We start from the raw sequence: 14,861 nt of genomic DNA on the forward strand, positions 1-14,861 counted from the left end.
TAATGTCAGAGAATAACCCTTTCATAAAAAAAATCACATCAAGTATTTTTAATATTAAAAGTGAAGCTGCTCTTATAGATGCTATCAATAAGGCCGCAGATAATGGGGTAATTGATAAGACTTCTCAAAACATGCTTATTGGTGCGATGGAAATATCATCTTTAGATGTTGGTGATATTATGATTTCCCACACTAAAATAGTTGCTGTAGATATGTCTATGTCAGTTAAAGAAATTTTAAAAAAGACTATAAACTCAAGTCACACACGTTTGCCTGTATATTGTGAAGATAAATCTGAAGTATTAGGAATATTACATTCAAAAGATTTATTAAAATTAATCTTTGAAAAAGAGATTGAGTCTACAACAAATGGTGAATTAAAAGCACAAGATATTAAGAGTATTCTCCGCCCTGCTATTTTTATCCCTGAGACAAAAAAACTAAACTCAATGTTAAAAGATTTTAAGAATAGTCAAAATCATATAGCAATAGTAGTTGATGAATATGGTGCTATTTCTGGCTTAATCACAATAGAAGATGTTCTAGAAGAAATTGTTGGTGATATTGAAGATGAATTTGACATAACAAGTGAAAATATTATAAAAATATCTAATAATAAGTTTATAATTGATGCTACAACTTCCATAGAAGATTTCAATGAGTATTTTAATACCTCAATAGATGATGATAACAACTATGACACTATAGCAGGTATGATTATTCAAACTTTAGAATGTTTACCACAAAAAGGTGATAGTATTGTCTTTGATGGGCTAAAATTTACAATCCAAGAAGCCGATAATCGCAAAATTATTAAAGTTTTAATCGAAAATTTGAAGAATAATGAAGAACAATATATTTAAAGCAATAGTTACAGTTTTAAGTGGTGCACTGCTAACTTTAGCATTTGCACCTTTTCGAATAGATATATTAGCAATAGTATCTCTAGTAATTTTTTTTCACATATTGAGTAGATCTAAAAAAAATCGTAGTGCTTTTTTCACTTCTGCTCTATTCGGATTTGGCTTTTTTGGCACTAGTGTATCTTGGGTATATATAAGCATACATCTATTTACTCAATCGGTAGCTGCTGGGCTAGCTGCGGCTATTGCACTAGTTATTTTATTGAGCTTTTTGCATATTATTCCCTTTGGAACTTTCAGCTATATCCTCACTAGAAAAGCCAATAATTTCACTAAAATCTTAATATACCCAGCACTATGGACATTATTTGAAATAGTTAAGGCTAATCTCTTATGGGGAGGATTTCCTTGGGTTTCACTAGGCTACTCCCAAACAGAATCTCCCCTAGTATGGTTTGCAAATATAGGTGGAGTTTATCTAGTTAGCTATATTATCGTTTTTATTGCTTGTTTGATAACTTTCTGTATTTGTAATAGAAGCAATACTAAAAAGATTATTTCATCTATAGTTATTATTTGTATTTTATACGTATGTGGGTTTATTATTCAGCACAATCAACCACCTGTAAAAACAGATCAATTACAGAAGGTTGATTTAGTTCAAGGTGACTTTATCCAAGGATTTAAATGGGATCGTGATAATTTTGTGAAAATGGAAAAATACTATGAGAATGTAGCTAAAAAACATAAAAATGCTTTAATAATATTATCAGAAAATGCAATTCCAAGCTATAGACAATATTTAAGCCCTTATTTTAATATGCTTGCTAAAATAGCAAATAAAAATAATAGTGCTTTATTAATTGGTTCATTGAGTATAGAACAATCAAATAATTCTTCTAAAGTTTATAATAGTTCTATTATTATAGGCAAAGGTCATGGGGTTTATAATAAACATCACCTTGTTCCTTTTGGTGAATATTTCCCAATTAAATTTTTTGGTTATGTTGATAGTGCTGGCCTTAGTAATTTTAATGCTGGCCATAAAGTTCAACCAATAATGAATGCTTTTGGCTACCCTTTAGCTAACTTTATATGCTATGAAGTTGGTTACCCTGAACAAGTAAGAGACCAATTACAAGGAGCTAAACTAATATCTGTAATTAGTGATGATTCATGGTTTGGTGATTCTATAGCTCGTGACCAACAATTACAAATATCTCAAGTAAGGGCTATTGAAAATGCTAAATTTGTTTTAACAACAACAAGTAATGGTATAACATCAGTTATTAGCACTAACGGCAAAATAGAAAAAGAGCTACCCAAAAACACTCGAGGAATACTTGAAAAAACTATATACCTAAATAGCTATAAAACAATATGGATGGAAATAGGAATGACTCTTATTTTTGTACTTATAGTATTTAGCTTAATTATTGGGGTAATATTAAAAGAGCTATTAGAAATAAAAAAAGAGAAGTCCTTTCTTAAATAAAACAAGAACTTCTTAGGAGTATTGGATGAAAAATAGAATATTTTTAATTAACATTTTCTGGTTTGTTTTTAATTGCTCCTTCGCCTCTGACATGTATGAAAATAATAATGATGGAGTGCCTTCTTTTTCTAATACACCAACTAAGAACTCTCAAAAACTTAATCTTGGAAATATAAATGTAATTAATGAGCCTTCAAGCCCTAGTAAAATTACTATAAATAATAATCTTAATATTCCAAATCAAACTAATAATATATAATGTCCCCATAAAAAGCTACTGATTTTAGAAAGATTTTTATTCCTAGATGTTAAACTTAACTAGATAAATTAGGAAATAGATAAATGAGTAAAAAAAGAGTAACGTATACAGCTGATTTTAAAGCTAAAGTAATTATAGAATTGCTAGAAGGCGATATGACAGTTAATGAGATAGCAAGTAAGTATGATTTACTTCCTAAAAACGTGCATAATTGGAAGCAGCAATTTTTATCTAATGCTTGCTTAGCATTTGATAAAAGCTCTATTGTTAAGGAGTATAAGCAGGAAATAGATGAGCTTAGAAAAGATAAAGATGCAACAAGTAAAGAACTAGTCGAGGTAATAGTAGAGAGGGATTTTTTAATGGGAAAGCTAAAAAGCTTGGTATCATCAAATGATAGAGTAAACTCTGTAGATACTAAGCTAGAATTATCTTTAAATAATCAGCTTAAACTATTATCTGTATCTAAGAGTGTGTACTATTATACACCAATATCAAAATTTAGTAGTAATGATGATATTAAACTATTAAATGCAATAGATTTGATACATACTAAACATCCATATTATGGTACGAGAAGGCTAGTAAAGTTGCTAAATAGATTAGGATTTCTAGTTGGAAGGAAGCTAATCAAAAGTGCTATGGAATTCATGGGTATTAAGGCATTGTATCCTAAAAAAAAGACAACTGTCATTAATAAGCAACACAAGAAATATCCATACTTACTTAATGTATTTAAAAATGAGACGAATCAGGTTGTTATAGATAAAGCTAATAAGGTATGGAGTGCTGATATCACGTATATTAGACTAGAATGTGGGTATGCATATTTAGCAGCCATAATAGATTGGCATAGCAAGAAAACACTAGCTTGGAAGATTTCTAATACTATGGATACACATCTAACAACTAGTGTGTTAAAAGAAGCGTTATTTAAATATGGTAAACCTGATATCTTTAACTCTGATCAAGGAACTCAATATACAGCAAAAGAGCATATTAAAATAATATCTGATAATAAAATAAATATATCTATGGATGCTAAAGGAAGATCTATAGATAATATTGCAATTGAGAGATTTTGGAGAACACTGAAATATGAAAATGTTTATCCGGCATCATATATAACTATGAAAGAGGCTAAAGTAGGTATCAAAGAATATATTGATATTTACAACAATGAAAGACTACATTCTAGTATTGGATATATGACTCCTGATGAAGTATATTCTGGTATTTTAGATGCTGCATAAAAGCAAGGAATAAAAATATTTTATAAAGTGGTATTGAATAACAGGGACAGTTTAATAATAACCAGATAGAAAATAGTTATTATTCAGGAGAATGTTCTCAATACTATGATAACGACTATTCTTCTTATAGCTATATTCCTTATATGTGTGAATATTATTTCCGTAGGCATGATCAGCATAGACTAGCTAATGCTACTAGAACAAAATGGTACAACATGGATAGAGAAGCTAACCATTATACTCAACAACATATAAACTTTAACAGAAGTATGCCAATAGCTAGCTCAATGGGTATGAGAATGGGGGGAGGAAGAAGGTAAAGCTTAAAACTTTTTTAAGTATGATTATAGTTTTTATCTAACTAGCTAGCTGACTTTTTATTAACAGCTGCATTAGTTATGTATACTCCTAAAAATACTACTCCTCCAAATAATAAAGATAGAATAGAAATAGTCTCTCCATAAAAAAGAAAACCTATAAAAATAACTAAAAATGGTAAAGTATTTTGAAAAACTGCTGTTTTGTATACTCCTATTTCCTCAAGGGCTCCAAGATACCAAACATAGGCAACTACAGTTGCAAATGCTGCTATATAAAGCATACTTCCCCAAAATTTGATATCAGTATGAGCAAGTTGAGAAAAATCTGACTTAAATAAACTAACTATAGCAAACATTATCATACCAACAATTGCTGCGTAAGTATTTATAGTAATCATATGAATGCCTTCTCTTACACAACATTTACCTAATATTGCATAAGCAGCAAAACATATAACAGCTAGTACACTTAGTACTTCACCAGCATTAATTTGTATACCACTCAAACATTCAGAAGCAGACGCACCACTTGAGAACAAAACAACCCCCACAGTACCAAGCAATGCTACAAGAATACCGACTTTTGCTTGCTGATTAACTTTTAAACTAAATATATAACTTGATAATATTATAATAAGACATGGCGTAAAAGCATAAATAATGGCTACAATGTTTCCAGATATTAACTTTTCTGCCCATAAAAACGTTATATTGTACAGAAACACTCCAAAAAAACCTACAGCTATAACGTATAGCCATTGTTTTATATTAAGCTTAGGAAAAAATGTCTTAGTATAATAATAGTGTATTACCAGAAAAATCAATGATGCAAAAACATAACGTATCAGACCTACTAAATATATATCAACATATTTAAGTGGTAAAGGAGCAATATGATATAAACTAGCCCAAAAAAACAAAGCCAGAACTATCTTAAAATAGCCTTTTACTAAAGAAGAATTATTCATGATTTAATTTTATCTATTATTTTTTAGATACTCTACTATATCTGGATTTAATAGTGTAGAGATATCTCCAAAATTTTCAAAATCTTTTGCTGCTATTTTTCTTAAAATTCTACGCATAATCTTACCTGACCTAGTTTTTGGAAGCTCTGGAGTAAACTGAATAACCTCTGGTGTTGCTACAGGACCAATCTCTTGACGAACATATTTAATTAAAGATTTACTAACATCATCAAGAGCTATTTGGTTATTATCTTCATTTTTCTTAAGAATACAATAAACATATATAGCCTCTCCTTTAATATCATGAGGCATACCAACAACAGCACTTTCAGCAACTGCAGGATGAGTATTTAGAGCTGCTTCTATTTCTGCAGTTGCCATTCTATGTCCTGAAACATTTATTACATCATCCATACGCCCTTCTATCCAGATATAACCATCCGCATCCCTTCTAGCTGCATCCCCTGAGAAATAATGCCCTTTAAAGCTAGAAAAATAAGTTTGCAAATATCTATCATGATCTCCAAAGATAGTTCTTGCCATTCCAGGAGTAGCTCTTTTTATACATAAAGCACCTTTTCCTTCACCATGTATTTCGTTGCCCTCTGTATCAAATAAAGCAACTTCAACACCAAAAAAGGGCTTAGAAGCAGATCCAGGTTTTAACTTATGTGCTCCTGGCAAAGGTGTAATCATATGCCCACCGGTTTCAGTTTGCCACCAGGTATCTACTAAAGGAGCTTGATTATTACCAGCTTTTTCTACAAACCAATGCCATGCTTCAGGATTGATTGGTTCACCAACTGATCCTAGTACTCGTAGAGATTTTCTTCTTGTAGTTTTAAGATAATCATCACCAACCTTTAATAAAGATCTAACTAAAGTTGGCGCTGTATATAAAATGCTAACATTATGTTGATCAACTTCTTGCCATAGTCTTGAAGCATCTGGGTATGTAGGTACGCCCTCAAATATAACCGAAGTGGCTCCATTAGCAAGAGGTCCATAAACTACATATGTATGCCCGGTTATCCAGCCAATATCTGCTGTGCACCAATACACATCGTGATCTTTATGGTCAAATACTAATTTATGTGTCATACTAGCATAAACTAAATATCCTCCTGATGTATGTACTAAACCTTTAGGGGCTCCAGTTGAACCTGAAGTATACAACATAAATAAGGGAGTTTCTGCTTTAAAAGATTTTGGTTTATGTTCATTTGAAACTTTTTTTAATTCTTCTGAATAGCAAATATCAAGTTTTTCATTCCATGATATATTATCTGTTTCTGTATTACGTACTACTAAAACTTTTCTAACAAAACCAATATCAGGTATGATTTTGTCAACAGCTGCTTTCATAGGGATTTTTTTACCACACCTGACAGACTCATCAACTGTTATTATAAAGTCACTTTTAGCATTTATAATACGATGTTTTAAAGACTCTGCAGAGAACCCACCAAATACGACAGAATGTGTCGCACCTATACGCGCACATGCTAACATTGCATATATTGATTCTGGTACTAATGGCATGTATATAGTTACAATATCACCCTGTTTTACACCATTATTTTCTAAAATATTAGCCATCTCACATACTCTATGATAAAGCTCTCGATATGTGATTTTTCTTGATTTCTTTGGATTATCAGCTTGCCATATAAATGCTACTTGGTTAGCTCTTTCTGGTAGATGTCTATCTACACAGTTATAACAAACATTTAACTGCCCATCTTCAAACCATTTTATATTAACAGGTTCAAAACTACTATTAGATGCTTTGCTAAAGGGTTTATCCCAATGTATACGATTTGCTTGTTTAGACCAAAACTCTTCTGAGTTACTTAAAGATTCTTTATAAAGCTTTTCATACAATTCACTATTAACATGAGAACTATCAATAAACTCTTGAGATACTTGAAATTTTGAATACGGCATCATGACCACTAATAAAATAAATTCAATCTTAACTTCATAATAGCATATTTAAGAAAAATTTTAAGTTATAGAATAGTAGGTTATTAACAAATTTAGTGTCTATTTTGAAGATAATTTTTGAATTTTTCACCCAATTCTTGATGCTTCAGAGCTATTTCATAGTTAGCGATTAAAAACCCTAATTTACTACCACAATCATAACGAGTTCCTTTGAATTCATAAGAAAGTATTTTCTCCTCCTGCTCTATTAACTTAGCAATAGCATCTGTTAATTGAATTTCACCACCAGCTCCTTCAGATGTCATCTCTAAGCATCTAAAAATTTTATTGGGTAATAAATATCTACCAACCACAGCATTTGTTGATGGTGTTTTTTCTGGGGAAGGCTTTTCTACAATTGCTTTTATCATGTCTTGCTGATCTTTTGCAACAATACCATATGATTCTGTTTCAGTTTTTTTAACTTGTTGAGTAGCTATGCATCCTCTAATATCAGTACCTTCAACAGACTTAACCATCTGTTTTAAAACTCCAGTACCACAATCATGATTATAAATAAGATCATCAGGTAATATAACTGCAAAATCTTCAATTCCAACAAGAGGTTTAGCACACAATACTGCATGACCTAATCCAAGAGCCTCGGGCTGGCGCACAAAGAAAAAACTTACATCTTTTGGAATAATGTTTCTCACCATCTCTAGCAACTCATACTTCTGCTTTTTTTCAAGTGAATACTCTAATTCAAAATTTCTATCAAAATGATCTTCTAAAGATTTTTTATTAGAACTCGTAACAAATATTATTTCTTTACAACCAGATTCAATTGCTTCTTCTACAGCATATTGTATAAGAGGTTTGTCGACTACTGTCAACATTTCTTTGGGGCATGATTTTGTTGCTGGTAAAAATCTAGTACCCCAACCGGCAACAGGAAATACTGCTTTTCTAATTTTCATTTAAGAACCTTACAAATTACTTATCAACAAGCTGACAGTATAGATTAATACTAATATTATAATCTTTATATGCTAGATTCTTCAACTCATTTGAGTATCTTTTTAAATCATTTGATCTTTTAACATAAAGATCAACAATTATTTCATTATCAAAATAATATATAGAGCTTCTTTTTGATAAAATAACTTTTAAATCTAGATTATTTTCAGCAAAAAATTCAGATATAATTTTAAAAATATCTTTTCTTGATGGCTCAAAATTTTCTAGTTTTATTACACTGTCTTCATGGTTTGTAACATCAACATGTACTGTGATATCTTTTATATTTTCAATATTGTGATAAATATTACTTTTGACAATCTCTGCAATATAATGACCCTCTGAAGCTGTACTAAACTTATTAACCAAAACATGGACATCTAAAACAATTTTACTGGCCATTTTCCTCGTTCTTAAGTAGTGAAAATCTTCAACCCCTTCAGTACCTGTTATTATTGCTTTTATATTCTTACGCGTTTCGTCATCTACACCTTCATCAATCAATTCAGCAACAGCATAGTAGCCCCATTTGACGCCCATTTTGACAATCATATAGCATACCACAAGAGCAGCTATAGCATCCATCCATGCAAACCCTAAAAAAGATCCTATTAAGCCAATTAAAACAACTACTGAAGACCACATATCAGAACGACTATGCAATGCATTTGCTCTTAACATATCAGAATTAATTTTATTTGCGGCTCTCATGGTATATTGATAAATAAACTCATTACCTATTATCGAAAAAATAGCTGCAAAAACTGTAAATCTATCTGGGGTAACATAGTTGCCACTAATTAAGTCTGCTAATGAATGATAAACAATCATAAAACCAATAGCTATAAGCATACCAGAAAGCACAAGTGTTGCTAATGTCTCAAATCTTTCATGACCGTATGGATGATTATGATCTTCACCTTTATTTGCATATTTTGCTGCAAACAAAACCATAAAGTCACTCAACACGTCTGAAAAAGAGTGAATACCATCTGCAAATAAGGCTGGTGAGCGCCCAACTACTCCAACTATTGTTTTAGATATTGCAAGCAATGCATTTACAAACATTCCTACAATTGTTACTTTTTTTGTAATTTCATATCTATTATCTGACATTTTAAGCCTCTTTCTATGAATTTTCCTAGATAATAATAGTTACTAGGCCTAAAGTCTAGAACAATTAAATTTTTATTAAATTTTAGTCATTATTAATTTAAGAATAACAAAATATAATGTCCCCAGAAAAAGCTACTGATTTTAGAAAGATTTTTATTCCTAGATGTTAAACTTAACTAGATAAATTAGGAAATGGATAAATGAGTAAAAAAAGAGTAACGTATACAGCTGATTTTAAAGCTAAAGTAATTATAGAATTGCTAGAAGGCGATATGACAGTTAATGAGATAGCAAGTAAGTATGATTTACTTCCTAAAAACGTGCATAATTGGAAGCAGCAATTTTTATCTAATGCTTGCTTAGCATTTGATAAAAGCTCTGTTGTTAAGGAGTATAAGCAGGAAATAGATGAGCTTAGAAAAGATAAAGATGCAACAAGTAAAGAACTAGGCGAGGTAATAGTAGAGAGGGATTTTTTAATGGGAAAGCTAAAAAGCTTGGTATCATCAAATGATAGAGTAAACTCTGTAGATACTAAGCTAGAATTATCTTTAAATAATCAGCTTAAACTATTATCTGTATCTAAGAGTGTGTACTATTATACACCAATATCAAAATTTAGTAGTAATGATGATATTAAACTATTAAATGCAATAGATTTGATACATACTAAACATCCATATTATGGTACGAGAAGGCTAGTAAAGTTGCTAAATAGATTAGGATTTCTAGTTGGAAGGAAGCTAATCAAAAGTGCTATAGAATTCATGGGTATTAAGGCATTGTATCCTAAAATAGGACTTTTGATGTGTAGTAATCTCTTCCACCTATCAGCGGAATCTCAAATACTATATAATTTTCTAAAATCTGCCTAATTTATATAGGAATTTAACAAATTAGTTTGATGATTTGTTAGTTCTAGAACACCAATTATTTCATTTTTAGACTTTTTCAAAACTATCTTAGAGTCTGGTATTTTTTGTTTTTTACCATACTCACTATTTTCTGATTTTTTATAAGGCTGATAAGAAGCTCTTTTATTTAAAATAGTACCTGGAGCTCGTCCATATCCATGAGATTTATATACACAATGCTTTGCTGGTGAACCAATCTCTTGTAATATGGTTGATAGATTCCTTTGCACTTGATAAGGCGTGTAAATACTATTGTTTTTACGCATTTGTTTTTGCCAAGGATGTAATAAATCCGTATCCAATAAACTTGCACATGCAAGTGAATTTATGTAGGCAAGTACACTAACTTGATTCCAAATATCTAGTGTTGGAGTATCTGGAGTTTCATATTTACCTAAAAGTAAATGTTGCTTAGAAAACCTAAAGAAATGCTCAATATTAAATCTACTTGAATATCTAGAAAATATTTCAAAATATAATACCCCATGAAATTGTAACAACAATTTTGAGAATTTAGTTCCTAAAGTAGCTAAACTATAAATGAGCAATTTAGGATAAATGTAAATGAGTAATAAGAGAAAAATATATACCGTTGAATTTAAGACTAAAGTTGTCTTGGAAGTATTGGGGAAAGATCAAACAATCACACAGTTATCAGTAAAATATAATATTACGCCCAAAAACATAAATAATTGAAAAACAGCCTTTTTAGAAAATGCTGAGTTGGCAATGGATCCATCCAAATCAGTATCACAATATAAAAAAGACAATGCAAAGCTTCAAACCAAGATAGATCAGTATTCTAAGAAGGTTGGACAACTAACAATTGAGAAGGAATTTCTTGAGGGAAAGCTCGTAAGCTTGGGATTATCTGATAGAAAAGCGATAATTGATCCTAAGCATAAATTATCTGTTGTAAAACAAAGTTTCTTATTAGAAGTTTCTAGAGCTGGTTTATATTACAAGCCTGTGGTTAACGAACATAAAGAAGAAGTAAAAGCAAAGCTTATACAGATACATGAGGAGATTCCCTGCTACGGCTATATAAAAGCTCATAAGCAATTAATAGAAGATGGGTTTAGCATCTGTGAGAACACAGTACAAAAGTATCGTAAAGAGTTAGGCATCAAAGCTATATTGGCGGTGAAAAAACCAAACTTAAACTTATCTGAACCTAACAAAGAGCATGCTATTTATAGTTACAAACTAAAAGGTTTAAGCATATTGAGACCTAATCAAGTTTGGTCTACAGATATTACATATATTAAGACTGATGCTGGCACAGTTTATATGGCAGCTATTATTGATTGGTACTCTAAGGCTGTACTAAGTTGGGAGATATCCAACACTATGGATAGTAGTTTAGTTATGAAAGTTTTAAATGAAGCTCTGTATAAATATGGAGTACCAGAAATATTTAACACTGATCAAGGTAGCCAGTACACATCTAACATTCATATCCAAATATTATTGGATAAAAAAATTACTATATCTATGGATGGTAAAGGTAGAGCAACTGATAACATTTGCATCGAAAGATTTTGGAGAAGTGCTAAATGTGAGAGATTTTATTTAAATCAATATCCTGTCATTGTTGAACTAAGAAACGATGTGGATGATTATATCGATTTTTATAATAATAGAAGATTTCATGAGTCTATCAATTATAAAAAACCTATGGAATTTTATTACGATAACTTATTGGAAAAACGGGCGGCTTAGATGGGAACTAAATAATTGAAAATATTGTTTAATTTATTGGGGTAGTATAAAACTAGTCAGCTTTCCTCTATCTTTGCCAGCTAACATCAACCACATATTTTTGTAGTATACTGGATCTCCATTGTCTTTAAAAACTTGAACTTTAACAATATCAAAACAATTCTCATGCATTGGCATGTTCCTTTTTCCATGAATAATTAAATTATTCCAACGAGTCAATTTTACAGTATATACTTTTCCTCGTGTAGTAACTATTTCACATTGTTCAGAATCAGATGGAGCTGTAGTCCATATTGATTCATCATTTAATTTAAAAGACTCACCATATTTTTTGAGCTTATTATCACTATGATCTTGAAAAGATAAATTTCTAACAGAGTTAAGCCTGCTTAACAATAATGTATTATTATGTTCTGAGTAAACTCTATGAATACATTCCATTGAACTGTATTTTGAGTCACCAATCAGAACATTAATATCTCCTGAATTCTCTTGATTAGATATGTATTTATGGAATTGATCTAAGCTTACACTAATACCAGAATCAAGCAGCAGTCACTCGCTGCAAATTAACAGGTACCACCCATTGCCCCATCTCCTGACCTAAGTATACTAAATAAGAGTATGAATGACCTATGCCAACTTTACCCGTACCATTAGTCAATCCATAAACAAATCTTCTTCCATCCATGCTTTTTGAGTTAGGCTTTAAGATTGATGTTTCATCTAGAGCATAAAAATGTATGTTGGATGAATTGTTTAATTTTATTTCATTAATCAATTTTGTTCCCACTTTACCCAATATCGATGATTGTGATTCTATCTTTAGTATCTGAGATATGCTGCTATATTGTCGAGTAAAAAATGGGGATAAAGATAGCTCAACAGCAGTTTTAGCATTTGATGATGATAAAGCATCTATTAATTCAAATGTGGTATCAGCATAAGTTTCAAAGCTATCATATAACTCTTCTCTAAATGAATTTGTATAGGCAAAATTACCAAAAGGAAAGGACATATAATGATCTATTTCAAAATTATTTACATGGAGATTATTATAATTTATTCAATGCCCAGACATCAAAAGTCCCATAAAAAAAGACAACTGTCATTAATAAGCAACACAAGAAATATCCATACTTACTTAATGTATTTAAAAATGAGACGAATCAGGTTGTTATAGATAAAGCTAATAAGGTATGGAGTGCTGATATCACGTATATTAGACTAGAATGTGGGTATGCATATTTAGCAGCCATAATAGATTGGCATAGCAAGAAAATACTAGCTTGGAAGATTTTTAATACTATGGATACACATCTAACAACTAGTGTGTTAAAAGAAGCTTTATTTAAATATGGTAAACCTGATATCTTTAACTCTGATCAAGGAACTCAATATACAGCAAAAGAGCATATTAAAATATTATCTGATAATAAAATAAATATATCTATGGATGCTAAAGGAAGATCTATAGATAATATTGCAATTGAGAGATTTTGGAGAACACTGAAATATGAAAATGTTTATCCGGCATCATATATAACTATGAAAGAGGCTAAAGTAGGTATCAAAGAATATATTAATATTTACAACAATGAAAGACTACATTCTAGTATTGGATATATGACTCCTGATGAAGTATATTCTGGTATTTTAGATGCTGCATAAAAGCAAGGAATAAAAATATTTTATAAAGTGGTATTGAATAACAGGGATAGTTTATTTATTATAATCTGTTACTAAATTAAATAAGGTCAATAGAATATGAAATATACAAAATTAGGTAAAACTGATATCAATATTAGTAGAATATGCTTGGGAACTATGACCTGGGGGCAACAAAATTCTCAGAAAGAGGGTTTTGAACAAATGGATTATGCTCTTTCTAAAGGTGTGAATTTTTGGGATACTGCTGAAATGTATGCTTTCCCTAGAACTCCTGAAACTTATGGAAAAACAGAGGAGATTATAGGAAATTGGATTGAATCTACAAAAAAAAGAGAAAAAGTTATCCTAGCAACAAAATTCTCACCTATTTCTTATGCTAGAAATGAAGATACTCCTCTAATTAATAAGAGAAATATTATTTTAGCTGTAGATAATAGTCTCAAAAGGTTAAAAACTGATTATATTGATCTTTACCAATTTCATTGGCCTATGAATAGACCACACTACCATTTTAATTTATGGTGGAACTTTGAGCCTACTAAAAATAATTTGGATAAACCACAGATTATTGAGAATATTTTAGAAACTTTACAAACCTGCAATGACCTTATTAAAGCTGGTAAAATTAAACACATTGGAATATCAAATGATTCAGCATGGGGAATTAGCCAATTTATTAATCTCTCGGAAAAATATAATTTACCACGTATTCAAAGCCTACAAAATGAATATAATTTACTACGCCGTAGAGATGAAACTGATATTATGGAAACCTGTGCACTCGAAGAGATTTCATATTTAACATGGTCGCCTCTCGAGCAAGGGATTATAACTGGTAAATATACTAATAATAAACGTCCAGATCAGTCACGTATGTCAAATAAGTTTTTTTCTAATCAGAGTTTAAAAGATATGCTAGATTATAGACTTGATGTAAAAGATGAAGTTATAAATAGATATATTGATATAGCTAAAAAACATAACTTAGATATTTGCCAGATGGCAATAGCATTTACAATTAGAAAATCGTATATGAGCTCTAGTATAATAGGAGCAACTACTATGCAACAGCTCAAAACAAATATAGACGCTATTAATTTTGAATTATCTCAAGAAGTTTTAGCAGATATAGAAAAGGTGAGAAGAAAATACCCAGTCCCTTTTTAAGATAAATGAACACTAAAGTTAACAACAGAGATCAAATATATATACTCTTACTTATAATATTTTTTAGTGTTACCGGAACATCAATGCCCTATGCTATTTTTGCTCCACTGTTTATACATAAGAATATTCTGTTTTCTTTTTATTCTAAAAAAGCATTATATATAGGT

At 30.5% G+C, this 14,861-nt stretch carries 17 protein-coding genes; 10 read left to right on the top strand and 7 right to left on the bottom strand.

Going from position 1 to position 14,861, the window contains the following annotated elements:
* Window positions 1-2: 2 nt before the first annotated feature.
* The 5 genes from CDV26_RS07525 to CDV26_RS12185 all read left to right on the top strand — a co-directional run bounded on the left by CDV26_RS07525 (window position 3) and on the right by CDV26_RS12185 (window position 4,190).
* Window positions 3-863 carry an HlyC/CorC family transporter gene (locus tag CDV26_RS07525; RefSeq protein WP_088772754.1) on the top strand — a complete coding sequence of 287 codons (861 nt, stop codon included), beginning with the start codon at window positions 3-5 and terminating at the stop codon, window positions 861-863.
* Window positions 844-2,358 (top strand): apolipoprotein N-acyltransferase, encoded by a 1,515-nt coding sequence (lnt, locus tag CDV26_RS07530; RefSeq protein WP_088772755.1) that lies wholly within the window; start codon window positions 844-846, stop codon window positions 2,356-2,358. Before CDV26_RS07525 ends, lnt begins: the two co-directional genes overlap by 20 nt.
* Before the next feature lie 25 nt (window positions 2,359-2,383).
* Complete coding sequence (locus CDV26_RS07535; protein ID WP_088772756.1) at window positions 2,384-2,617, top strand: hypothetical protein; 234 nt, start codon at window positions 2,384-2,386, stop codon at window positions 2,615-2,617.
* 83 nt (window positions 2,618-2,700) lie between these two features.
* The gene (locus CDV26_RS07540; protein ID WP_088772757.1) at window positions 2,701-3,870 is read left to right on the top strand and encodes an IS3 family transposase; all 1,170 of its coding nucleotides are present in this window, start codon (window positions 2,701-2,703) and stop codon (window positions 3,868-3,870) included.
* Window positions 3,871-4,013: 143 nt separating this feature from the next.
* On the top strand, window positions 4,014-4,190 hold the full coding sequence (locus CDV26_RS12185; protein WP_157671539.1) for a hypothetical protein: 177 nt from the start codon (window positions 4,014-4,016) through the stop codon (window positions 4,188-4,190).
* 41 nt (window positions 4,191-4,231) lie between these two features.
* Here the strand turns inward: CDV26_RS12185 and CDV26_RS07545 are convergent, their stop codons facing one another.
* From CDV26_RS07545 to CDV26_RS07560, 4 genes are all read right to left on the bottom strand, one after another.
* A complete protein-coding gene (locus tag CDV26_RS07545; protein WP_088772758.1) occupies window positions 4,232-5,158 on the bottom strand; it encodes a DMT family transporter in 927 nt (308 codons plus the stop codon).
* A gap of 9 nt (window positions 5,159-5,167) precedes the next feature.
* Window positions 5,168-7,105 carry an acetate--CoA ligase gene (acs, locus tag CDV26_RS07550; RefSeq protein ID WP_088772759.1) on the bottom strand — a complete coding sequence of 646 codons (1,938 nt, stop codon included), beginning with the start codon at window positions 7,103-7,105 and terminating at the stop codon, window positions 5,168-5,170.
* A gap of 92 nt (window positions 7,106-7,197) precedes the next feature.
* The gene (galU, locus tag CDV26_RS07555; protein WP_088772760.1) at window positions 7,198-8,064 is read right to left on the bottom strand and encodes a UTP--glucose-1-phosphate uridylyltransferase GalU; all 867 of its coding nucleotides are present in this window, start codon (window positions 8,062-8,064) and stop codon (window positions 7,198-7,200) included.
* Window positions 8,065-8,080: 16 nt separating this feature from the next.
* Entirely contained in the window at window positions 8,081-9,220 is a 1,140-nt protein-coding gene (locus tag CDV26_RS07560) for a cation diffusion facilitator family transporter (RefSeq protein WP_088772761.1), read from the bottom strand.
* Between the two features lie 200 nt (window positions 9,221-9,420).
* Between CDV26_RS07560 and CDV26_RS07565 the strand changes: the two genes are divergently transcribed.
* Window positions 9,421-10,095 (top strand): transposase, encoded by a 675-nt coding sequence (locus CDV26_RS07565; protein ID WP_088772762.1) that lies wholly within the window; start codon window positions 9,421-9,423, stop codon window positions 10,093-10,095.
* Here CDV26_RS07565 and CDV26_RS07570 read toward each other — a convergent pair.
* Window positions 10,092-10,682, bottom strand: a complete 591-nt coding sequence (locus tag CDV26_RS07570; protein WP_169709727.1) for a hypothetical protein — start codon at window positions 10,680-10,682, stop codon at window positions 10,092-10,094. The genes CDV26_RS07565 and CDV26_RS07570 overlap by 4 nt on opposite strands.
* A 16-nt stretch (window positions 10,683-10,698) precedes the next feature.
* Here CDV26_RS07570 and CDV26_RS13610 point away from each other — a divergent pair, with 16 nt between their 5' ends.
* A complete protein-coding gene (locus tag CDV26_RS13610) occupies window positions 10,699-10,830 on the top strand; it encodes a transposase (RefSeq protein ID WP_169709695.1) in 132 nt (43 codons plus the stop codon).
* A gap of 33 nt (window positions 10,831-10,863) precedes the next feature.
* Window positions 10,864-11,856, top strand: coding sequence for an IS3 family transposase (locus tag CDV26_RS07575; RefSeq protein ID WP_088772764.1), 993 nt, complete (start codon window positions 10,864-10,866; stop codon window positions 11,854-11,856).
* Window positions 11,857-11,889: 33 nt separating this feature from the next.
* Here CDV26_RS07575 and CDV26_RS07580 read toward each other — a convergent pair whose 3' ends face one another.
* Both CDV26_RS07580 and CDV26_RS07585 read right to left on the bottom strand, forming a co-directional pair.
* Window positions 11,890-12,297: a hypothetical protein gene (locus CDV26_RS07580; RefSeq protein WP_088772765.1), complete on the bottom strand. Its 408-nt coding sequence runs from the start codon at window positions 12,295-12,297 to the stop codon at window positions 11,890-11,892.
* Window positions 12,298-12,400: 103 nt separating this feature from the next.
* Window positions 12,401-12,874 (bottom strand): hypothetical protein, encoded by a 474-nt coding sequence (locus CDV26_RS07585; protein WP_088772766.1) that lies wholly within the window; start codon window positions 12,872-12,874, stop codon window positions 12,401-12,403.
* 92 nt (window positions 12,875-12,966) lie between these two features.
* Between CDV26_RS07585 and CDV26_RS07590 the strand changes: the two genes are divergently transcribed.
* Together CDV26_RS07590 and CDV26_RS07595 are read left to right on the top strand one after the other, a co-directional pair.
* Window positions 12,967-13,527 (top strand): IS3 family transposase, encoded by a 561-nt coding sequence (locus tag CDV26_RS07590; protein WP_088772767.1) that lies wholly within the window; start codon window positions 12,967-12,969, stop codon window positions 13,525-13,527.
* 96 nt (window positions 13,528-13,623) lie between these two features.
* The gene (locus CDV26_RS07595; RefSeq protein WP_088772768.1) at window positions 13,624-14,694 is read left to right on the top strand and encodes an aldo/keto reductase; all 1,071 of its coding nucleotides are present in this window, start codon (window positions 13,624-13,626) and stop codon (window positions 14,692-14,694) included.
* Window positions 14,695-14,861 lie beyond the last annotated feature (167 nt).

Origin of the sequence: Francisella halioticida, assembly GCF_002211785.1 — a bacterium.
Classification (GTDB): Bacteria; Pseudomonadota; Gammaproteobacteria; order Francisellales; family Francisellaceae; genus Francisella; species Francisella halioticida.

Bases quoted from the DNA above. Each gene is read 5' to 3' on its own strand.
- acs (WP_088772759.1), bottom strand. From the start codon at position 7,105: ATGCCGTATTCAAAATTTCAAGTATCTCAAGAGTTTATTGATAGTTCT.
- CDV26_RS07535 (WP_088772756.1), top strand. From the start codon at position 2,384: ATGAAAAATAGAATATTTTTAATTAACATTTTCTGGTTTGTTTTTAAT.
- CDV26_RS07560 (WP_088772761.1), bottom strand. From the start codon at position 9,220: ATGTCAGATAATAGATATGAAATTACAAAAAAAGTAACAATTGTAGGA.
- CDV26_RS13610 (WP_169709695.1), top strand. From the start codon at position 10,699: ATGAGTAATAAGAGAAAAATATATACCGTTGAATTTAAGACTAAAGTT.
- lnt (WP_088772755.1), top strand. From the start codon at position 844: ATGAAGAACAATATATTTAAAGCAATAGTTACAGTTTTAAGTGGTGCA.
- CDV26_RS12185 (WP_157671539.1), top strand. From the start codon at position 4,014: ATGTGTGAATATTATTTCCGTAGGCATGATCAGCATAGACTAGCTAAT.
- CDV26_RS07575 (WP_088772764.1), top strand. From the start codon at position 10,864: ATGGATCCATCCAAATCAGTATCACAATATAAAAAAGACAATGCAAAG.
- CDV26_RS07545 (WP_088772758.1), bottom strand. From the start codon at position 5,158: ATGAATAATTCTTCTTTAGTAAAAGGCTATTTTAAGATAGTTCTGGCT.
- CDV26_RS07525 (WP_088772754.1), top strand. From the start codon at position 3: ATGTCAGAGAATAACCCTTTCATAAAAAAAATCACATCAAGTATTTTT.
- galU (WP_088772760.1), bottom strand. From the start codon at position 8,064: ATGAAAATTAGAAAAGCAGTATTTCCTGTTGCCGGTTGGGGTACTAGA.
- CDV26_RS07595 (WP_088772768.1), top strand. From the start codon at position 13,624: ATGAAATATACAAAATTAGGTAAAACTGATATCAATATTAGTAGAATA.
- CDV26_RS07565 (WP_088772762.1), top strand. From the start codon at position 9,421: ATGAGTAAAAAAAGAGTAACGTATACAGCTGATTTTAAAGCTAAAGTA.
- CDV26_RS07580 (WP_088772765.1), bottom strand. From the start codon at position 12,297: ATGGAATGTATTCATAGAGTTTACTCAGAACATAATAATACATTATTG.
- CDV26_RS07540 (WP_088772757.1), top strand. From the start codon at position 2,701: ATGAGTAAAAAAAGAGTAACGTATACAGCTGATTTTAAAGCTAAAGTA.
- CDV26_RS07585 (WP_088772766.1), bottom strand. From the start codon at position 12,874: ATGTCCTTTCCTTTTGGTAATTTTGCCTATACAAATTCATTTAGAGAA.